The sequence below is a fragment of the Streptomyces sp. NPDC048142 genome (assembly GCF_043202835.1).
Classification (GTDB): domain Bacteria; phylum Actinomycetota; class Actinomycetes; order Streptomycetales; family Streptomycetaceae; genus Streptomyces.
Genome location: NZ_JBIDBC010000001.1, coordinates 45,332 through 65,282, shown reverse-complemented (window position 1 = coordinate 65,282; position 19,951 = coordinate 45,332). Strand labels below are relative to the sequence as shown.

General features: G+C 72.6%; 15 protein-coding genes. 5 read left to right on the top strand and 10 right to left on the bottom strand.

Going from position 1 to position 19,951, the window contains the following annotated elements; all coding sequences use genetic code 11:
* Positions 1-286 precede the first annotated feature (286 nt).
* Positions 287-1,234: a 2-hydroxyacid dehydrogenase gene (locus ACGF2Y_RS00290; RefSeq protein ID WP_392941633.1), complete on the bottom strand. Its 948-nt coding sequence runs from the start codon at positions 1,232-1,234 to the stop codon at positions 287-289.
* Between the two features lie 508 nt (positions 1,235-1,742).
* On the opposite strand from ACGF2Y_RS00290, the gene ACGF2Y_RS00285 reads away from it, so the two are divergent.
* Positions 1,743-2,636, top strand: a complete 894-nt coding sequence (locus ACGF2Y_RS00285) for an alpha/beta hydrolase family protein (protein ID WP_392941631.1) — start codon at positions 1,743-1,745, stop codon at positions 2,634-2,636.
* Between the two features lie 115 nt (positions 2,637-2,751).
* Complete coding sequence (locus ACGF2Y_RS00280) at positions 2,752-4,152, top strand: carboxylesterase/lipase family protein (RefSeq protein WP_392941628.1); 1,401 nt, start codon at positions 2,752-2,754, stop codon at positions 4,150-4,152.
* Between the two features lie 181 nt (positions 4,153-4,333).
* Here the strand turns inward: ACGF2Y_RS00280 and ACGF2Y_RS00275 are convergent, their stop codons facing one another.
* Positions 4,334-5,446: a PucR family transcriptional regulator gene (locus ACGF2Y_RS00275; RefSeq protein ID WP_392941626.1), complete on the bottom strand. Its 1,113-nt coding sequence runs from the start codon at positions 5,444-5,446 to the stop codon at positions 4,334-4,336.
* Between the two features lie 232 nt (positions 5,447-5,678).
* Between ACGF2Y_RS00275 and ACGF2Y_RS00270 the strand changes: the two genes are divergently transcribed.
* The 3 genes from ACGF2Y_RS00270 (at position 5,679) to ACGF2Y_RS00260 (ending at position 8,540) form a co-directional block, all read left to right on the top strand.
* Positions 5,679-6,635, top strand: coding sequence for an aldo/keto reductase (locus ACGF2Y_RS00270; RefSeq protein ID WP_392942550.1), 957 nt, complete (start codon positions 5,679-5,681; stop codon positions 6,633-6,635).
* A 232-nt stretch (positions 6,636-6,867) separates the two neighbouring features.
* Positions 6,868-8,079, top strand: a complete 1,212-nt coding sequence (locus ACGF2Y_RS00265; RefSeq protein ID WP_392941623.1) for a PQQ-dependent sugar dehydrogenase — start codon at positions 6,868-6,870, stop codon at positions 8,077-8,079.
* A 38-nt stretch (positions 8,080-8,117) separates the two neighbouring features.
* Entirely contained in the window at positions 8,118-8,540 is a 423-nt protein-coding gene (locus ACGF2Y_RS00260) for a DUF6191 domain-containing protein (RefSeq protein WP_392941621.1), read from the top strand.
* A gap of 14 nt (positions 8,541-8,554) precedes the next feature.
* Here ACGF2Y_RS00260 and ACGF2Y_RS00255 read toward each other — a convergent pair whose 3' ends face one another.
* The 8 genes from ACGF2Y_RS00255 to ACGF2Y_RS00220 form a co-directional block, all read right to left on the bottom strand.
* Positions 8,555-11,704 (bottom strand): AAA family ATPase, encoded by a 3,150-nt coding sequence (locus ACGF2Y_RS00255; RefSeq protein ID WP_392941619.1) that lies wholly within the window; start codon positions 11,702-11,704, stop codon positions 8,555-8,557.
* An 8-nt stretch (positions 11,705-11,712) separates the two neighbouring features.
* Entirely contained in the window at positions 11,713-11,889 is a 177-nt protein-coding gene (locus tag ACGF2Y_RS00250) for a hypothetical protein (RefSeq protein WP_392941616.1), read from the bottom strand.
* Positions 11,890-12,104: 215 nt separating this feature from the next.
* Positions 12,105-12,800, bottom strand: coding sequence for a hypothetical protein (locus ACGF2Y_RS00245; RefSeq protein ID WP_392941614.1), 696 nt, complete (start codon positions 12,798-12,800; stop codon positions 12,105-12,107).
* A gap of 92 nt (positions 12,801-12,892) precedes the next feature.
* The gene (locus tag ACGF2Y_RS00240) at positions 12,893-13,450 is read right to left on the bottom strand and encodes a GNAT family N-acetyltransferase (RefSeq protein ID WP_392941611.1); all 558 of its coding nucleotides are present in this window, start codon (positions 13,448-13,450) and stop codon (positions 12,893-12,895) included.
* Entirely contained in the window at positions 13,428-15,695 is a 2,268-nt protein-coding gene (locus tag ACGF2Y_RS00235; protein ID WP_392941609.1) for an MMPL family transporter, read from the bottom strand. The genes ACGF2Y_RS00240 and ACGF2Y_RS00235 overlap by 23 nt, the downstream gene beginning before the upstream one ends.
* Positions 15,696-15,884: 189 nt before the next feature.
* Positions 15,885-17,993 (bottom strand): phosphocholine-specific phospholipase C, encoded by a 2,109-nt coding sequence (locus tag ACGF2Y_RS00230; protein ID WP_392941607.1) that lies wholly within the window; start codon positions 17,991-17,993, stop codon positions 15,885-15,887.
* Positions 17,994-18,190: 197 nt separating this feature from the next.
* On the bottom strand, positions 18,191-19,699 hold the full coding sequence (gatB, locus tag ACGF2Y_RS00225; protein ID WP_392941605.1) for an Asp-tRNA(Asn)/Glu-tRNA(Gln) amidotransferase subunit GatB: 1,509 nt from the start codon (positions 19,697-19,699) through the stop codon (positions 18,191-18,193).
* Positions 19,700-19,716: 17 nt separating this feature from the next.
* Complete coding sequence (locus ACGF2Y_RS00220; protein ID WP_392942548.1) at positions 19,717-19,950, bottom strand: hypothetical protein; 234 nt, start codon at positions 19,948-19,950, stop codon at positions 19,717-19,719.
* Position 19,951: the final 1 nt, after the last annotated feature.

Here is a 19,951-nt window from a genome sequence, read left to right as displayed (position 1 = left end):
GCAGGGATCCGGCCATCGGCGGGTGCTGTGGTCCATCGGCGCGGGCGGCCGCAACCGTCCGCTCGCCCGCGTCGGATCGTCTCTCCATGGCCAGCACATCGCCCGTCGCCCCCTCGCGTTCCGGTGCTCCCCCCGCGCCGCCCCTTCCACGGCGCAGCCCCCCGGATCGGACGATACACCAGATCCGTCACTCAGGGCCATAGATTCTCTACGCTCCGTGACGAAAGTCGAGGTGAGCGGCACTGCGTGCATCCGGACCGCCCCGTAGCGTGGCCGCCGCAGCGGGTCAGCCGGTGGTGCGTACGACGTTGTGCACCGGCTCTCCGGCGGCGAACCGGGTGAGCTGTGCGGCCAGCAGCCGCTTGGCGCGCGGTTCGAACGCCGAGGTGCTGCCGCCCACATGAGGCGTGATCAAGACATTCGGAGCATGCCAGAGAGGATGCCCCGGGGGCAGGGGTTCCGGGTCGGTCACATCGAGTGCGGCCCGCAGCCGGCCGGATTCGAGTTCGGACAACAGGGCCTTGGTGTCGACGACTCCGCCGCGGGCGACGTTGACGAGGAGGGCGCCGTCGGGCATCGCGGCGAGGAAGTCGGCGCCCACCAGTCCCTGCGTTGACGCGTTCAGCGGGGTGGAGAGGATCACGACGTCGGCCTCGGGCAGCAGGGCGGGCAGGTCGTCGAGCGCCTGTACGGGGCCGTGTGCGGCGGTCCGCGCTGAGCGCGCGACGCGCGCCACCCGCGCGCACTCGAACGGGACGAGCCGGTCCTCGATGGCCGAGCCGATGGAGCCGTACCCCACGATGAGGACGGACTTGTCGGCGAGCGCGGGGTAGAAGCCGGACCGCCACTCCTCCTTGTCCTGGCCGTGGACGAACCCGGGGAAACCGCGCAGGGAGGCGAGGACCAGGGCGAGCGTCAGCTCGGCGGTGGACGCCTCGTGCACGCCCTTGGCGTTGCAGAGGCGTACGCCGGCGGGCAGCAGGCCGAGGCCCGGCTCCACGTGGTCGATGCCCGCGGAGAGCGTCTGCACCACCTGGACGGACCCCATCGCGGCGAGCGGGCGCACCGCGACCTCGGAGTCCTTCATGTAGGGCACGACGTAGTAGGCGCAGTCGGCCGGGTCCCCCGGGTAGTCCGGTTCGCCGTCCCAGAAGTGGTAGTTGAAGCCCTCGGGCAGGCCGTCGACCTCCTCGGCCGGGAAGGGCAGCCACACGTCGGCAGTCGTCGCAGTCATGGTCAGGAGGCTATGCGACGGATGTGCGCATGCTCCAGGGATCCCCGGGGCCCGCGCGCGACGGGCGGTCGGCGCGGTCGCAGTTCGAGGACGTCCGGGCCCACGGCGGGTCCGCGAGCGTGCGCGCAGCCGGGGCCGGGAGAGGGGCCGGGCCGGTCGGGAGCGCGTCGAGGAGCGACAGCCGCTGCGGCCCGTCGGCGCGGGCCGGAGCGACCGCCGTGCTCCGGCGTGCTCCGGCGGGCGTCGTTCACCGTCCGGGACGCCGCGTCCAGCAGGGGAGCAGACCGCCATGGAGGCCTGCCCGGTGGCCGATGAGGAAGGCGTGCGGGACCGCGTCGAGGGGGAGTCACGATCCGCCGGACACGCCCTGGCAGGTTGCACAAACTCCGCCGTCGGTGATTGCCGCGATTGCGCAGAGACGAACGGCGGTCGCTCCCACAGGATGTGCGATCACACACCGATGTGGTCCAGCCGCATCACTCGGTTCACCTCGACGTCAGGAGTCGCCGTGTTGTGGAGAAGGAATCTGCTCGTCCCGTTGGCCGCACTCGCCCTGGCCCTGACCGCGTCGGCGGGCGCGGGCACGGCGTCGGCATCGGCATCGGCATCCACGGATCCGGCGATGGTCGCCGCCGCGCCCCCGACCCCGGCCCCCAGTGACTTCGGGGCTCCCGGCCCGTACGCCACCGCGGTGGAGGTCGGGGCGATCACCACCCTGTACTACCCGCGCGACATCGCCGACAGCGACCGCCGCCACCCGGTGATCGTGTGGGGGAACGGCACCGGCGGCTTCCCCCTCGTCTACCGGAAGCTGCTGCTCCACTGGGCCGGTCAGGGCTTCATCGTCGCCGCCGCGAACACCCCGCAGTCCAACCTCGGCATCTCCATGCGGGCGGGCATCGACATGCTCACCCGGAGGAACGCCGACCCGGGCAGCGTCTTCTTCGACCACGTCGACCTGGAGAACATCGGCGCATCGGGTCACTCGCAGGGCGGCGCGGCCGCCATCGTCGTCGGCTCGGACCCCCGCGTCGACGCCGTCCTGCCGATCCAGCCCGGTCCGCTGGCCAACATCAACACGGTGCGCGTACCCACGCTGCTGCTGGCCGGCCAGAAGGACAGCATCGTCTTCCCCGCCCTCGTCAAGGCCTTCTACAACGCCGCCGATCACATTCCGGCCCTCTACGGCGAGGTGCGCGGGGCGAACCACTTCACGGTCGTCGGCGATCCCGGCCCGTTCGCCGCACCGACCACCGCCTGGTTCCGTGCCCACCTCATGGGCGACCGGACGGCGCACGCCCAGTTCTTCGGCCCCGGCTGCGGCATCTGCACCGACACCGCCACCTGGTCCGACGTCCGCCGGAACAGCCTGGCCCTGAGCGTCCCGGCCACCACTCCGTAACCCGGCCGGGCCGACCGCCGGCGCCGTGGCGGGCGGCGTCCGATCCCCGTCCCCGCCGTCTCCCCGGGTCGCCGCCCGCGACCGGGGAGACGGCACTTCTCGTGAAAGGACCGACATGGACATCATCGCGACGACGCGCCAAGGAGAGGTACGGGGCCGCGTCGACCAGGAAATCGCCTCCTACCTGGGAATCCCGTACGCCGCCGCGCCCTTCGGAGTCCGCCGGTTCCGCGCCCCCGCGCCCGTCGAGCCCTGGGAGGGGATACGCGACGCGCTGGAGTTCGGACCGACCGCTCCGCAACGCCCCTACCGGCCGCCCCTCGACCGGTTGATTCCCGACGTGGACATCCCCGGGGAGGAGTGCCTCAACCTCAACGTCTGGGCTCCACAGGTCACCGGCGGACCGCTGCCGGTGCTGGTGTGGATCCACGGAGGGTCGCTGCGGAACGGCTCCGCCGCCATGCCCCTGTACGACGGCAGGGCCTTCGCGCGCGACGGTGTGGTCCTGGTCTCGATCAACTACCGGCTCGGGGTGGAGGGATTCGGCGTCTTCCCCGACGCACCCGACAACCGGGGCCTGCTGGACCAGATCGCCGCCCTGACCTGGGTGAGGGACAACATCGCGGGATTCGGCGGAGACCCCGGGTGCGTCACGGTGTGCGGCGAGTCCGCCGGAGCCGTCAGCATCGCCGCCCTGCTGACCAGCCCGCGCGCGGCCGGTCTGTTCCACCGGGCGATCCTGCAGAGCGGCCCGCCGCACACCGTGACGCGCGGCGAGGGCGCCAGGACCGTCCGGGCGATGGCGAAGGCGCTGCGGGTGCCGGCCACCGCGCAGGGGTTCGCCGCGGTGGACCGTGACCGGCTGCTGGACGTCCAGGACGAGCTGACCGGCAGGGCCGACCCGGTCAGCGGCGGATCGGGCTTCCACATCGTGGTCGACGACGACGTGGTGCCGGCCGATCCTCCGCTTCCCTCGGTCGACCTGCTGCTGGGCTGCAACCGGGAGGAGTACCGGTTGTGGTTCGTGCCGAGCGGGGCGCTGGACCGCGTCAGCGGACTCACCCTGCGGCTGGCCCTGCTGAAGTTCAGGATCCCCGGCCGGGTGGCACGGCTGTACCGGGCGGGCCGGCCGGACGCGAAGCCGGGGGTGATCCTCGGTGAGATGGCCACCGACCTGCTGCTGCGCGGGCCTCTCAACCGGCTCGCCGACTCCCGGCCCGCCCGGACGTATCTCTACGAGTTCGCCTGGCGCTCTCCGGTCCTGGGGCTGGGAGCCTGTCACGCGCTGGAGATCGGTTTCGTCTTCGACAACCTCCGTCACGGTGAGGCGCTGTCCGGTCCCGACGCCCCTCAGCCGCTGGCCGACGTCATGCACCGGGCCTGGGTCGACTTCGCCACCTCCGGCGACCCCGGCTGGACCGCCTGGGACGCCCGCCGGCCGGTCAGGGTCTTCGACCATCCCGGCACGTCCACGGTCCTCGCGCCCCGGCAGGAGGAGCTGCGGGCCTGGCTGTAGTGCGGGCCTGGCTGTAGCACGGCCCCGGCCGCCACGGGGCCCGCGGTCGGATTCGCCGTCGGACCACGCGGTCGGGTTCGCCGTCGGGCCCGCGGTCGGATTCGCCGTCGGACCACGCGGTCGGGTTCGCCGTCGGGCCCGTGGTCGGATTCGCCGTCGGACCCCGCGGTCGGGTTCGCGGTCAGGTGAGGTCCCTGGCGACGAGCGCCGCCTGCAACAGCCTCGCCTCGGCCGGGACGGCCGGGTCCAGCCCGGTCAGCGTGCTCACCCGGCGCAACCGGTAGTCCAGCGTGTTGCGGTGGACGCACAGCTCCGCAGCGGTCCGGCTGCGGTGGTGTCCGTGGTCGACGTACACACGCACTGTCTCCAGCAGGTACGGATACGCCTCCAGCGGGTCGAGCTTGGCCGCCAGCCGCAGCAGTGGCTCACCCGGACGTGCGAGCTGGTACTCCAGGAGCACGTCGTCGAGCCGGTACAGCCCGGACGGACGGCCCAGTCGCTGGACGAGTTCGAGTACGCGGCCCGCCTCCTGGGCCGCCGCGGGAACGGCGGCCGGTCCGGCGGCGGAGGCCGCAGCCGCGAGCACACCGTGCCCGATGTCCTTCCCGAGCGAGTCCCGCAGGCCGGCCAGGTCGCAACCGCCCGGCAGCAGTGCGATCCCGGCGACATGGTCCATCAGCACCGGGACGCCCGCGTGGGCCTCCAGCGACGACTGCACCAGCCGGGGCGGCGGATTCGGCTCGAAGGACAGGGCGACCACCTCATGTCCGCCGGCCACCGAGACCCCTGCCGCCTCCGCCAGTTCCTCGTACGGCCGACCGGCCAGCAGCGCGGTCAGCAGCGCCCGCCGTACCCGCTTGTCCTCGCTGCGGATGTCCTCCTGGGCATTGCGGTGAGCGAGCACGACGGCGGGCATCGCCGCGTGCAGGCAGGCCAGCAGCTTGGCTCCGGCGCCGGTCAGCTCCTCGGGTTCCGCCGTCTCGGCCAGTGCCTGCCACCACACTTCGGCGCCGACGAGATAGGCGGCGATCACCGCCTCCAGAGGCACACGCTCCTCGGCCCTGCGCCCCGACCACTCGATGAGCCGGGTCAGGTCACCCGGGCCCATCACGCCGTCCTGACGCAGGGCCCGCAGCAGCAGTTCGTGCACGGCCGTGATCGACCGCGTCACCTCGCCATCGAGCGTATGGCGCGGCAACTCCCCGTAGAAGGGGACCTCCGCCGCGCATCGAGCGACCACGGCAGCGGTGAAGTCACCACCGCGAGCAGCCATCCGTGCGTGCAGGCCAGGCATCGGCGTATCGTCACATCGCCCAAACGCTTCCGTCAATCACTCACCGAACTCCCCCGACAGGGGCCTGCGTCGTGGATCAGGCGGGCGTGGCCGTCCGGGTCCGGGACCGCGCTCGCGCGCCGTTCCTGGAGGAGCCGCCCGCGGACCGCGGCGGACGGGAAGGCGGAATGGCTCGTCCAGGAAAGGGTTCGGGGAGTTGGAGAGCAGGACTATCGGGGCGGCGGGGCTTGCCGTGGGTGCGGTCGGGCTTGGCTGCATGCCGATGAGCTGGGGGTACAGCGCGTCGCAGCAGCTCGGCGACCGTTCGGTGCGGACGGTGCACGCGGCGCTGGACGCGGGCGTCCGGCTGCTCGACACCGCGGACATGTACGGGCCGTTCACCAACGAGCTGCTGGTGGGGCGAGCGCTGAAGGGCCGCCGCCAGGAAGCGTTCGTCTCCACCAAGTGCGGGCTGCTGGCGGGCGATCAGCACATCGTCGCCAACGGCCGGCCCGGGTACGTCCGGCGTGCCTGTGACGCCTCGCTGCGGCGGCTCCAGACCGATGTGATCGACCTGTACCAACTGCACCGGGCCGACCCCGAGGTGCCGGTGGAGGAGACCTGGGGTGCGATGGCGGAGCTGGTCACCGCGGGCAAGGTGCGCTCGCTCGGACTGTGCGCGGTGGGGGCTCGGGCCCCGCGCCGGTCGGGCGCGGGGCCGCATGAGGGAACGATCCGGCAGCTGGAGCGGATCCAGCAGGTCTTCCCGGTCAGCGCCGTCGAGGCGGAGCTGTCGGTGTGGTCGCGCGAGGCGCTGGCGGAGCTGCTGCCGTGGTGCGTGGCGCGCGGGGTCGGACTGCTGGCCGCGATGCCGCTCGGCAGCGGATATCTGACCGGGACGCTGAAGCCGGGCCAGGGTTTCGAGCCGGAGGATCTGCGGGCCAGGCATCCGCGGTTCACGGCGGAGGTGATGGCGGCGAACCAGCCGGTGGTGGCCGGTCTGCGGCGGATCGCGGAGCGCCGCGGTGCGACCGTGGCCCAGGTGGCGCTGGCGTGGGTGCTGCGTCAGGGCCCGCATGTGGTGCCGGTGCCGGGGGCGAAACGGGAGCGGTGGGCGGTGGAGAACGCCGGGGCGGCGCAGGTGGTCCTGGACGGCCGGGATCTCGCGGAGATCGACGGGCTGCCCGCCGCCCGCGAATCGTGGGACTGAGCGGCGCGGGCCTGAGCGGCGCGGAACCAAGCGTCGTGGGACGAGCGACGTGGAACCGAGCGTCATGGGACCGAGCGGCGTCGGCCGTACGTCATGGGACCGAGCGGTGCGGGACCGAGCGTCGTCGGCCGTGCGGCGGGAGAATGGGCGCGGCGGGAACTCCTGGGCCGGCCGCGGTGTAGGAACAGGTAGTCGGGCAACGAGTCAGGCAACCGTCGAAAGGATCGGTTCCGTGCGTGGTGCTCTGTTCGGACCTGTGCAGTCCCCGGCGATGCGCAGGGGGGTGGTGGCCTCGCTGACGTCGGCCGCCCTGCTGCTGTCGGCCGCGTGTTCCGCCGAGGGGGACGGGGGTTCGGCCGGGCGGCCCGCCGGTTCCCCGACCGCTTCGGGGGGCTCCGCTCCCCCGACCTCGCCGAGCGGGTCGGCCGATCTGCCGCCCGCGAAGGGGTCGGCGAAGGTGGTCTCGACGCTGACCGAGGGCCTGAAGTCGCCCTGGGGGCTGGCCGCGCTGCCGGGCGGTGATCTGCTGGTCGCCTCGCGTGACGAGGGCACGGTGCACCGGATCGACGGCGAGAACGGGAAACAGACGCTGCTGGGCTCGGTGCCCGGGGTGTCCCCGGGCGGCGAGGGCGGGCTGCTCGGGCTCGCCGTCTCCTCCACGTTCGGCGCGGACCAACTGGTGTACGCCTACTTCACCACCACGTCCGACAACCGGATCGTCCGCATGAATTACGACGGGAAGCGCCCGGCGGGGCAGCAGCTGGGCGCCCCGGACACCGTCCTGCGCGGCATTCCCAAGGGCATCGTCCACAACGGCGGCCGGATCGCCTTCGGCCCGGACAAGATGCTGTACGCGGGCACGGGCGAGACCGGGGACACCGGGCTGGCCCAGGACAAGGAGTCGCTGGCGGGCAAGATCCTGCGGATGACCCCCGACGGGGAGCCGGTGCACGGCAATCCGGAGGCGGACTCGGTGGTGTATTCGTACGGGCACCGCAATGTGCAGGGGCTCGCCTGGGACGCGCAGAAGCGGCTGTGGGCCGCCGAGTTCGGCCAGAACACCTGGGACGAGCTGAATCTGATCGAGCCCGGCGGGAACTACGGCTGGCCCGAGGCCGAGGGCCGGGAGGGCAAGGACGGGTTCATCGACCCGGTGGCACAGTGGAGGACCTCGGAGGCCTCCCCCAGCGGGATCGCGTACGCGGAGGGCTCGATCTGGATGGCCGCGCTGCGCGGCGAGCGGCTGTGGCGGATTCCGCTGTCCGGCGAGAAGGCGGCGGAACCTTCTGCGGACCCCCAGTCGTTCCTCGATGAGGAGCACGGTCGGCTGCGCACGGTGGTGAGTGCGGGGAGCGACCGTCTGTGGCTGGTCACCAGCAACACGGACGGACGGGGCACGCAGAAGCCCGGGGACGACAGGATCCTCCAGGTGGAAGTGCGGTAGCCGTCCGCCCGCGCGGCATGTCGGAGGGAGCACGGCCGGTGTTCAATTTTTTCGAGGAGCTCTTCGCCCCGGGGCGCAAACACACCTCGGCCGAGCAGAGGCGGCTGGAGCTGAGCCGGGTGGATCTCGGCATCGGCGATCCGGACCGGGGGCCGATAGACCTGACCTCCGGGAAGGTGACCGTCCGCGCCCCGGGCCCGGCCGCTGATCCGGCCCCGGACCGTGCTTCGGCCCCGGCCGGTGCCCCGATACCGGCCGGCGCTCCGACACCGGCCAGTGCTCCGATACCGGCCGGCGCCCCGATACGGTCCGGCGCCCCGGCCCCGGGCAGTGCCCCGGAGCCCCGGCACGGGCACATGCGGCCGGTCGCGCCCGAGCAGGACGCCGTGCTCGACCGGCCCCGGCCCGGGAAGCCGGTGGGCGGGCCGGAGCGCCGCGCGGACGAGGAGCCCGAGGAGTAGGGGCCCCGGGAGCCTTACGCGGCCGGGTAGAGGCGGAGGCGGTGGGCGAGGGCGGCCGCCTCGCCACGGCTGGAGACGCCGAGCTTGGCCAGGATGTTGGAGACGTGCACGCTCGCGGTCTTCGGCGAGATGAACAGCTCCTCGGCGATCCTGCGGTTGGTGTGCCCGGCCGCGACCAGCCGGTGCACGTCCTGCTCGCGCGGGGTCAGCCCGAAGGACGCCACGGCGGCGACGGCGGGGTCCCGCTCCTCGGCCGACAGCGGCCCGGGGCCCTCTCCGTCGGGTACGACGGTCAGGACGGCCGGGTGGATCCCGGTGTCGGAGCCGGGTGCCGCGCCGGAGCCGTCCAGGGTGATGCGGGCCCGTGCCGCCAGCTGTTCGACCGCCTCGGCGAGCGGGCGCGCGCCGAGCCGGTGGGCCACCTCCCGGGCGCGGTGCAGCAGGGCCGTGGCGGTGGACCGGTCGCCGGGGGCGATGAGCAGGGATTCGGCCCAGCGTCGGTGGACCTGGGCCAGTTCGTACGGGCGGCTCAGCGGGCCGAAGGCCTCGGCGGCGCGTGCCCAGTGTCCGGGGGTGTCCGTGCCCTCCGCGCGGGCCAGCTCCGCGTCGATGAGAACGCCGTACGCCGCCCATACGGGGACGAGCATCGGGAGGTTCTTCACGCACCGGCGGATGAGCGCGAGCAGCTCAGGGCGGTCGGGTTCGGCGGCGGGCAGTCCGCGGGCGTCCGCCTCGATCATGGCGGCGGTCTGGAGCAGGGGCAGGGCGTAGCGCTGGGTGCCGGGCGGGAAACCGGGCCGGGCCAGTTCCTCGAACGCGGCCCGCGCCTCGGCGAGCCTGCCCTGTGAGGCGGCCAGCACCATGGCGTGCCGGACGGGGGCGATCAAGTGCTGGGGCTGCGGGTCGCGCTGGCCGAAGTGCTTCCGGGACAGGGCGAGCAGCTCCTCCCCCTGGGCGATGTCCCCGCGGGCGACGGCCAGTTCGGTACGGCGCAGGGCGGCGAGGCCCTTCGCCTTAGGGGCCAGTGCCAGGCGGGTGGCGGACGCGGCGGCTTCCTCGCTCCGGCGCCAGTGCCCGAGGGAGAACAGGGACTGTGCCTGGTTCGCGTACACCCAGGCCCCGGAGTCCGCCAGGCCGCGGCTGTGGCAGATCTCGATGCCGTGGTCGGCGGCGGCGACGGCCTCCAGCGAGCGGCCCATCGCTTCGAGCGAGGAGGGCAGATTGACGCTGACCCGGCCCAGGAGGTTCGTCAGGTGCAGCTTCTCGGCACGGTCCCGGACGGCGTACATCTCGGCGAGACCGTCCTCGATGCCGCCCGCGTCCGCGGTGAGCCAGCCCCGGGTGAGGCGGGCGTGCAGCTCGATGTACTCGTCGCCGACGAGCCGGGCGTACTCCACGGCGCGGTCGCTGTCGGCGAGCGCCTGCGGGCCCGGCTGGTGCAGCGCCCGCCAACTGGCCACATTGGTCAGGACGTCGGCCTGCACGGGGGATGGCGGCAGCCCGCGCACCAGCTCCTGCGCGGTGGCCAGCTCCTCCCAGCCGTCCCCCTTGTCGAGCCCCTGCATCAGGCGGGACCGCTGCACCCAGAACCAGGCCTCGCGCAGCGGGTCGGCCTCGGCGGCCAGGACCCGCATGGCCTTCTTGGAGATGGTCAGGGCGCGTTTGCGGTCGCCGCCGAAGCGGGCGGCGACGGTCGCCTCGGCCATCACGTCCAGGTAGCGCAGCGGCGCGTGCTCCGGGTCGCAGCCGGAGGCCGGGTAGACCTCCGCGTAGTCGAAGGGGCGCAGCGTGGCGAGCACCGCGTCGGGAACGTCGTCCCAGAGCTCCATCGCCCGTTCCAGCAGCCTCAGCTGCTCGGAGTAGGCGTAGCGCCGGCGGGCCTCGACGGCGGCCCGGAGCACGGCGGGCAGGGCCTTGGCGGCGTCGTGGGCGGCGTACCAGTAGCTGGCGAGGCGGGTGGCACGTTCGTCGTCCCGGACGAGGGAGGGATCGGCCTCCAGGGCTTCGGCGTACCGGCGGTTGACGCGGGTGCGTTCACCGGGCAGCAGGTCGTCGCTGACGGCCTCGCGGACCAGGGAGTGCCGGAAGCGGTAGCCGTCGCTGTCCGGCGCGGGTTGCAGCAGGTTGGCACCGACCGCGGCGCGCAGGGCCTCGTCGAGGTCGTCCTCACCGAGTCCGGCGACGGCGGCCAGCAGTTCGTGTTCGACGCTGGAGCCGCCCTCGGCGACGGTCCTGGCGATCCGCTGGGCGTGCTCGGGGAGCGCCTCCACGCGGACCAGCAGGAGGTCGCGGAGCGATTCGGTCAGCCCTGAGCTGTCGCCGCAGCACTCCACGGAGCGAGCCAGCTCCTCGACGAAGAAGGCGTTGCCGTCGGAGCGGTCGAAGATCTCGTCGACGAGTGCGGCATCGGGGGTCTCGGCGAGGATGCCGGCGAGCTGGCGGCCGACCTCGTCGTGGCTGAACCGGTCGAGTTCGACGCGGGTGACGCTGCGCAGCCGGTCCAGCTCGGCGAGGAGCGGGCGCAGGGGGTGGCGGCGGTGGATGTCGTCGGCGCGGTAGGTGCCGACGATCATGAGGCGGCCGCTGCTCAGGGTCCGGAAGAGATAGGCGAGCAGGTGCCGGGTGGAGGCGTCCGCCCAGTGCAGGTCCTCCAGGACGAGGACGACCGCCCGGTCGGCGGAGATCCGCTCCAGCAGTCGTGCGGTGAGTTCGAAGAGGCGGGCGATGCTGTGCTCGTCGGTCGCGTCCCGGTGGACCTCGCCCAGTTCGGGCAGGAGCCGGGCCAGCTCGCCCTCCTGGCCGGCGCAGGCGGCGGCCATCTCCTCGGGCAGGGCCCGGCGCAGGGCGCGCAGGGCGGTCGGGAAGGGGGCGAACGGCAGCCCGTCGGCCCCGATCTCCACACAGGACCCGACGGCCACCACGGCGTCGCGCCGCTCGGCCGCCGCGGTGAACCGCTCGACCAGCCGGGTCTTGCCGACGCCCGCCTCGCCGCCGATCAGCAGCGCCTGCGGGTCGCCGGACGCGGCACGCGCGAGCGCCTCGGTGAGCGAGGCGAGCTCCTCGGCGCGCCCGACGAACACGGGGCTGACTGACCTGGTCTCCACGCCGCTGAGCATCGCATACGCGTACGAGGCGGCGGGACCATTTTCGCCGACGGTGATCATGCTCCCGGTCAGGCCGCGGGGGCGAAGCGGGTGCGCCTGTCCTCCACCACCTTCCCTTCGGGGTCTCCGCGTCCGGTGCGGCGGGCGGCCCGGCGGGCGAGGCGGGCCCGGCCGATCTCGCGCTCGGCGTCGGCCCGGCGGATCAGCTCGGCGGAGGTGGAGCGGTAGAGCTCGTACTCGTACATGGGGTGCCCCTGGTTCCTGGTCGTGGCAGCGGACCGGAGGGTTGCCCGGCCGGTCGGCCGGGGCCCTGTGTTCGCTGTGTGTCCACTGTCGTCGGCCAGGAGGGGGCGCCGCATCGGGCGAGTTCCGCATCTTCGCGGCGGTGGGGGCCTTAGTGGGGGCCTTGGACGGGCTCACCCCGTGTCCGAGGGGTGCTTAGGGCGCCGTGGCCCGGCCGTCAGCCGGCGGCCGGGGTGCCCGCGGTGGGCAGCGCGACGAAGAGGTCGAAGTACATGCCCGCGGAGATCAGCACGCCGAGGACGCCGAGGGCGACACCGGCCAGGGCGACCGCGCGGACCCAGGTGGGCTGCGGCTTCTCGGAGGGGGCGCCGAAGGCGGGGCGGACCAGGACGAAGACGCCGACGAGCAGCGCCAGGACGGCGAAGACGCCGTTGACCAGGGCGGTGGTGTGCCAGGCGTCCCCGTAGATCTCGGAGATCTGCTGGGCCGCGCTGCCGCCGCCGGAGGTCTTGATCTGGCCGATGAGCGTCTCGCGCTCGGCGGCGACCCGGCCGGTCCAGGCGCCGGTCAGGGCGACGACGCCCAGGGCGGCGGAGACGACGGCGGCCGCGCCCGTGCCGACGCCGTGCCGGGCCTCGCCGAAGGGGTCGTCCAGGTCCTCGTCGTCGTTGAAGGGGTCGGGCTCCAGGTCCTCGTCCTCGTCGTCGGCCCGCCCGGCGATATCGCCGGAGTCCGTCGCGAAGTCGGTGGCGTCGGACGGTGTGCCGGTGGCGTCCTTCGCGAAGGCGCCCTTCGCGGTGGCCTCCCCCGTGGTGGAGTCCTGCGCGGTGGTGTCCGCCGTATCGGCGTCTGCGGGATCGGTCGTCCCGGCGGGCGGGGTGGTCGTGGAGGTCCTGGAGGGGGTGGTGTTCATACGCCGCACGCTAAGGGGCCCGGATGAGAGCCCTCTTAACGCCGGGGCCGCGCCGGGGCCGCGCCGGGGCCGTCCCCGGACTCCGCCGGGGCTCAGCGCCCGGCGCGGGCCCGCCATTCCGGGGCGAGGACGGACCATATCTCCGAGTCGTGGCGCACGCCCCGGTGCAGGTAGTTCTGCCGGATCACGCCGTCCCGGGTCATCCCTAGCCGCTTCGCCACCGCGATCGACCGGATGTTGGATGCGGACGCGTCCCACTCCACGCGGTGCATACCGCGCTCGTACACCGCCCAGTCGATGAGGTGCCCGGCGGCGCGGGTGACCAGTCCGCGGCCCTGGGCGGCGGACTCCAGCCACACCCCGATCTCGCAGTTGCCGGACCGCACGTCGAAGACCCGGAAGAGGACGCCGCCGACGAGGGTGCCCTCCAGCCAGATGCCGTACAGCCGCCCGGTGTCCGCCGCCTGCTTCTCCGCGTACCGCTGGAGCAGGGCGCGCGCCGAGTCCGGGTCGGCGGCGAAGGAGGCGAAGGGGATCCAGGGGTCGACCGCCTCCCGGGCCCGGTCCAGGTGGGCGAGGAACTCCTCGGCCTGCCAGACCTCCAGCGGCCGCAGCTCCGCCGTGTCGTCACCCAGGGATATGGCGAACATCGTGCTCCTTCTCGGACTCCCGTACCAGGTGGGCACGGTCCCCCGACGGTTCGATGCCCTCGTCCGAGCGCGCCCCCGGAATCCTCGCACGCAGCGGTACGCAGTCGGGCGGCTCGATGCTGATGCGGGGCAGCCGCCGCTCCAGCCGGCCCGGCAGCCACCAGTTCGCCCCGCCGAGCATGTGCATCAGGGCGGGCACCAGCAGGGTGCGCAGGACGAAGGCGTCCAGGGCCACGGCGGTGGCCAGCGCGATGCCGAACATGGCGATGACCCGGTCGCCGCTGAGCACGAAGGCGAGGAAGACGGAGATCATGATCACGGCGGCGGAGTTGATGACCCGGCTGGTCTCGGCGAGGCCGACCCGGACGGAGCGCCGGTTGTCGCCGGTCTCCAGCCACTCCTCGTACATCCGGCCGACCAGGAAGACCTGGTAGTCCATGGAGAGGCCGAAGAGGACCGAGACCATGATCACGGGGAGGAAGGGTTCGATGGGCCCGGCGCTGCCGAGGCCGAGCAGTTCGCTGCCCCAGCCCCACTGGAAGACGGCCACCACGACGCCGAAGGAGGAGGCGACGGCGGCCACGTTCATCACGGCGGCCTTGAGCGGGATGCCGATGGACCGGAAGGCCAGGAGCAGCAGCAGGCAGCCGAGTCCGATGACGACCCCGACGAAGAGCGGCAGCTTCCCGACGATGATCTCGGCGAAGTCGTCGTAGCTCGCTGTCATCCCGCCGACGTAGGCCTCCAGCGAGGTGTTTTCCTGGACCGGCGGCAGCACGTCGTCCCGGATCCGGTCGACCAGTTCGCTGGTGTCCTGCGACTGGGGGGACGAGTCGGGTACGACGGTGAGGAAGGCGGTGTCGCCGGCGCTGTTGTAGGTGACCGGGCCGACCGAGGCTATGCCGTCGGTGGCGCTCAGCTGCTCGGGCAGTGTGTCCAGCGCCGACCGGTCGTCCGCGCCGTCGAGCTGGGCGGCGATGGTGAGGGGGCCGTTGACGCCGGGGCCGAAGCCGTCGGCGAGCAGGTCGTAGGCCTGCCGGGTGGTGGCCGTGGCGGGGTTGTTGCCCTGGTCGGAGGTGCCGAGGTGGAGGCCGAGGGCGGGCAGGGCGAGCACCAGCATGACGACGGCCGCGATCCCGCCCAGCAGCTTGGGGTGGCGCTCCACGAAGGCCGACCAGCGGGCGGCGAAGCCGGTGGGCAGCTCGGGCCGTGGTCCGTGTTCGGCGAGCTGCCGGCGTTCACGGCGGCTGAGCGCCCGCATCCCGATGAGCGAGAGCAGGGCCGGCAGCAGGGTGACCGAGGCCATGACGGTGAGGACGACGGTGAGCGAGGCGGCGATGGCGACGCCGTTGAGGAAGCCGAGCCGCAGGATCAGCATGCCGAGCAGCGCGATGCAGACGGTGGCGCCGGCGAAGACGACCGCGCGGCCGGTGGTCGTGACCGCGTTCTGGGCCGCTTCGTCGACCGACATGCCGCGCCGCAGTCCTCTGCGGTGCCGGGTGACGATGAACAGGGCGTAGTCGATGCCGACGCCGAGCCCGATGAGCATGCCGAGCATCGGGGCGAAGTCCGCGACGGTCATGACGTGGCCGAGCAGCACGATGCCCGCGTAGGCGGTGCCCACGGAGACCAGGGCGGTGGCGATGGGCAGCAGGCTGGCGGCGAGCGAACCGAAGGCGAGGAAGAGCACGACGGCCGCGACGACGACGCCGATGCCCTCGGCGAGGTGGGCGGTGGGCGCTTCGGTGAGGGCGACGGCGCTGCCGCCCAGCTCGACCTGGAGCCCGTCGGCCTCGGCGGCCTTCGCGGTGTCGACGAGGGCCTGTGCCTGGGAGGCGGGGATCTCGTCGGCGGACCGTTCGAAGGTGACCGTGGCGTAGGCGGTGTGGCCGTCCTCGCTGATCTGGCCGGGGCCGGCCGCTCCGTAGGGTCCGGTGACCGCGCCGACGCCGGGCAGGTCCTCGATCGCGTGGAGCGTCCGGGTCATGGTCTGCTCGACGTCGTCGGCCCGGACCGTGGAGCCGGTGGTGTGCCAGACGACGGTGTCGGTGTCGCCGCCGAGGTCGGTGAAGCCGCGCGAGAGAAGCTCGGTGGCGCGGCCGGATTCCGTGCCGGGGACCTCGTAGTCGTTGGAGTACGCCGAACCCGCGAAGCCCGCCGCGGCGGCGGTCCCGCCGAGGGCGGCGAGCCAGATGAGGACGGCGACGAGACGGTGCCTGATGCACCAGCGGGCAATGGCAGCCAACGGACGAGCTCCCTGTGGGTTCGTGGACCTTTACCCACAGATAACGCGATCTGCCCGTAAACGTCTCATGACCTGAGACTGCCACTCTGACAGCAGAACCTCATCATTTGTCCGCTTCGTGGCCACGGTCACAGGGCTTGATCTGTTCCCTACACGGGATGGATCAAGCCCGGTGACCACCGGATCCGGTCAGCCGGAGACGCTGGCGCGGCCGTTCTCGATGTGCCCCATGAGCCGCCGCCGGAAGCCGTCCTCCCCGTCGACGGTGACGGCGAGGTCGTACCAGCCGTGGGCGTCGGCCGCCGAGTGCACGAGCGCCCGGCTGCGGCCCGGCTTGACCCTGACACGGCGGGTCCAGTCCCGTACGTCCTCCTCGTCCACGTAGCCGAGCGGCCGCACCAGGAAGGTCAGGGTCCGGCGGCCGGTGTTGCGCAGGATGAGATGCAGGTCGCGGTCGCGGTGATCGATGCGGGTGGCGACCTCCGCTCCCCCGTCGGCCGGTCCGGCGAACTCGCGGCGGAAGCCGTTCGGCCCGGTGACCGTGAAGCGGTACGCCTCGCCCGTCAGCGGGACGGTCCAGTGCGCGCTGCCGTGGACGTCCTTGTGCTGCGGGGCCGGGAACTCGCCCGCGTACGGGTACAGCGCGAAGTGCGCCGAGGACCGGCCGGTACTGGCGAGCTCCACCCGCAGGGCGTCGCCCGACCGCCGCACCCGGGCGTCCGGCCGGTACGGCAGCGGGCGCGCCGGGCGTGCGCCGGGCTCCTGCTCGGGGAGCTGCTGGACGGCGGGCGGCTTCGGCTGCCAGCGTCCGCTGAAGGGCGGGATCGCCCCCGGCTGCTCGACGACGGGCCGCCGCCGGGGCCGGTCGAAGTCGAAGGCGGAGGTGAGGTCGCCGGTGACCCGGCGCCGCCAGTCGCTGATGTTGGGCTCCTTCACACCGGTCCAGCGCTCCAGGAAGCGGATGACGGAGGTGTGGTCGAAGACCTCGGAGCAGACGTACCCGCCGACGGTCCACGGCGAGACGACCAGCAGCGGCACCCGGATCCCGAGGCCGGTGGGACGGCCCTCCCACTGCTCGTCGGTCACCTCGGGGGGTGCGACGGGCGGCGGGACGTGGTCGAAGAAGCCGTCGTTCTCGTCGTAGTTGATCAGCACGGCGGTGTGCCGCCACACCTCGGGGTGCTTGCCGAGCGCGTCGAGGATCTTGTAGACGACGGTGGCGCTGTGCACCGGCGAGGAGACGCTCGGGTGCTCGGAGTCGATCGCCGAGGGGACCAGGTAGGAGACCGCCGGGAGCGTCCCGGCCGCCACGTCCTTGGCGAACTCCTCCGCCAGCGTCCCGGTCGGAACCCGGCGCAGCCCCCGCTCGAACAGGCTGCGTTCGCGCCGGGTGAGGGTGGCGACGCCCTCCTCCAGCAGCCCGAGCAGCCGCTCGCGCTCGGCTTCGGACGCGCCCCGGACCTTCGCGTAGAAGGCTTCCATGTAGGTGTGGCCGCCGGTCCTGGCGAGCGCCTTGCGGGCGATCGCCTTGAAGGAGGCGAAGAACTCGATCTGGTTGTCGGTGAAGTTCTCCCACTCGGTGTACGTACGCCAGCTGTGCCCGGCCTTCTCAAGCCGCTCGGCGTAGGTCGGCCAGTCGTAGCCGGGGTGGGTCCCCTCGCTGTACGCGTCGTTGCCGACGGCCCGCTTCCCGTTCGCCTCGAAGCCGGTCCTGCCGCTCCACAGGTGGTTGCGGTTGGGGCTGGTGGAGGTGTGGATCGAGGAGTGGTAGGCGTCGCAGACGGTGAAGGTGTCGGCCAGCTCGTAGTGGAGCGGGATGTCACGGCGGTCGTAGTACGCCATCGTGGCCGCGGTCTTCGCGCTGATCCAGCCGTTCATCCAGCCGCCGCCCCAGGCCTTCGCACCGCCGTTCCAGGAGTGGTCGAGGGCGCCGATGTACTGGAGGTCCTTCTGCTGCTCCTCGGCCGCTCCGCGCACCGGGAAGGGCAGCACGGCGGAGCCGGCCGCGCCGGGCTGCTCGAACACCGTTCCGCCGGTGGGCAGCTCGATGGCGTTACGGTCGCCGAAGCCGCGTACCCCGCGCAGGGTGCCGAAGTAGTGGTCGAAGGAACGGTTCTCCTGCGTCAGGATCACCACATGCCTGATGGAGCCGAGGCCTCGCCCGCCGGACCCCGCGTGGGCGGGCTGCGCGGCGATGGCGGCCTGGAGCGACGGCGGCAGGAACGATCCGGCCGCAGCGGCGCCGAGTGCTCCGCCGCCCAGCGCGAAGAGCCGTCGCCGTGACATGTCCGTGGTCAAAAGAGCCTCCTGGTTCCGGTGGGTACAGCCGGGAAGCTAGTCAGCCCAGGTGGCATGGGGAAGGACTGCGTACGGACCGGTGGTGAACGTCCAACAGGCCGGACCGGAAGTCCAACCCACCTGCCGCCGCTCTACGCCGAAGGGGCGGTGCGCCCGTGGTACGGGTGCACCGCCCCTTCGGGGTGGTGATCGGCCGGTCAGCCCTCGACGCCGAGCTTCTCCAGGATCAGCTCGCGCACCCGCGCCGCGTCCGCCTGGCCGCGGGTGGCCTTCATGACCGCGCCGACGAGCGCGCCCGCCGCCGCGACCTTGCCGCCGCGGATCTTGTCCGCGATGGCCGCGTTGCCCGCGATGGCCTCGTCCACGGCCGTGGACAGCGCGCCCTCGTCCGAGACGACCTTCAGGCCGCGCTTCTCGACGACGGTGTCCGGGTCGCCCTCGCCCGCGAGGACGCCCTCGATGACCTGGCGGGCCAGCTTGTCGTTGAGGTCGCCCGCGGCGACGAGCGCGGCCACCCGGGCGACCTGCGCCGGGGTGATCGGCAGCGCCTCCAGGCCGCGGCCGGTCTCGTTGGCGTTACGGGCCAGCTCGCCCATCCACCACTTGCGGGCCTGGTCGGAGGGTGCGCCCGCCTCGGTCGTGGCGACGATCAGATCGACCGCGCCCGCGTTGAGGATGGACTGCATGTCGTGCTCGGTGACGCCCCACTCCTCCTTGAGCCGCGCCCGACGCAGCCGGGGAAGCTCGGGGAGGCCCTTGCGGAGCTCCTCGACCCACTCGCGGGCCGGCGCCACGGGCACCAGGTCCGGCTCGGGGAAGTAGCGGTAGTCCTCGGCGTTGTCCTTGATGCGGCCGGCCGTGGTGGAGCCGTCCTCCTCGTGGAAGTGCCGGGTCTCCTGCACGATCGTGCCGCCCGAGGACAGCACGGCGGCGTGCCGCTGGATCTCGAAGCGCGCGGCCCGCTCGACGGAACGCAGCGAGTTCACGTTCTTCGTCTCGGAGCGGGTACCGAACGCCTCGCGGCCGTGCGGGCGCAGCGACAGGTTCACGTCGCAGCGCATCTGGCCCATCTCCATGCGCGCCTCGGAGACGCCGAGAGCCTTGATCAGCTCGCGGAGCTCGGCGACGTACGCCTTGGCGACCTCGGGGGCGCGGGCGCCGGCTCCCTCGATCGGCTTGGTGACGATCTCGATGAGCGGGATGCCGGCCCGGTTGTAGTCGAGCAGGGAGTGGGACGCGCCGTGGATCCGGCCGGTGGCACCGCCGACGTGGGTCGACTTGCCGGTGTCCTCCTCCATGTGGGCGCGCTCGATCTGCACCCGGAAGATCTCGCCGTCCTCCAGCTGGACGTCCAGATAGCCGTTGAAGGCGATCGGCTCGTCGTACTGGGAGGTCTGGAAGTTCTTCGGCATGTCCGGATAGAAGTAGTTCTTCCGGGCGAAGCGGCACCAGTCGGCGATCTCGCAGTTGAGCGCGAGACCGATCTTGATGGCCGACTCCACGCCGATCTCGTTGACGACCGGCAGTGCGCCGGGCAGTCCGAGACAGACCGGGCAGGTCTGGGAGTTGGCGTCCTGCTTCAGCTCCGTGGAGCAGCCACAGAACATCTTGGTCTTGGTGCCGAGCTCGACATGGACCTCGAGGCCCATGACGGGGTCGTAGGACGCGAGCGCGTCCTCGTACGACACCAGGTCAGTGACAGTCACGGTGAAACTTTCCCTCTCTAGCCCAGCAGGACGTCATCGTCGCCGAGACGCTTCAGTTCGCGATAGAGGATCGCGAGTCCGGTGGCGATGGCGGCCGCGGAGACGGCCGCGTCGACGAGCCGCAGCATGTCGTTCTCGTTGCGGGCGAGCTTCGCCTGCTTGGCGACGCTGATCGCGCCGAACGCGGTGCTGCCGAGCGCGATGTACACGCCGGTCTTGGACTTCTTGAAGTTCTTGGCCTTCTTTGCCATG

Excerpts from the sequence above, each read along its gene's own strand:
- ACGF2Y_RS00255 (WP_392941619.1), bottom strand. The coding sequence starts at position 11,704 with ATGATCACCGTCGGCGAAAATGGTCCCGCCGCCTCGTACGCGTATGCG.
- ACGF2Y_RS00280 (WP_392941628.1), top strand. The coding sequence starts at position 2,752 with ATGGACATCATCGCGACGACGCGCCAAGGAGAGGTACGGGGCCGCGTC.
- ACGF2Y_RS00290 (WP_392941633.1), bottom strand. The coding sequence starts at position 1,234 with ATGACTGCGACGACTGCCGACGTGTGGCTGCCCTTCCCGGCCGAGGAG.
- ACGF2Y_RS00220 (WP_392942548.1), bottom strand. The coding sequence starts at position 19,950 with ATGGCAAAGAAGGCCAAGAACTTCAAGAAGTCCAAGACCGGCGTGTAC.
- ACGF2Y_RS00275 (WP_392941626.1), bottom strand. The coding sequence starts at position 5,446 with ATGCCTGGCCTGCACGCACGGATGGCTGCTCGCGGTGGTGACTTCACC.
- ACGF2Y_RS00240 (WP_392941611.1), bottom strand. The coding sequence starts at position 13,450 with ATGTTCGCCATATCCCTGGGTGACGACACGGCGGAGCTGCGGCCGCTG.
- ACGF2Y_RS00250 (WP_392941616.1), bottom strand. The coding sequence starts at position 11,889 with ATGTACGAGTACGAGCTCTACCGCTCCACCTCCGCCGAGCTGATCCGC.
- ACGF2Y_RS00245 (WP_392941614.1), bottom strand. The coding sequence starts at position 12,800 with ATGAACACCACCCCCTCCAGGACCTCCACGACCACCCCGCCCGCCGGG.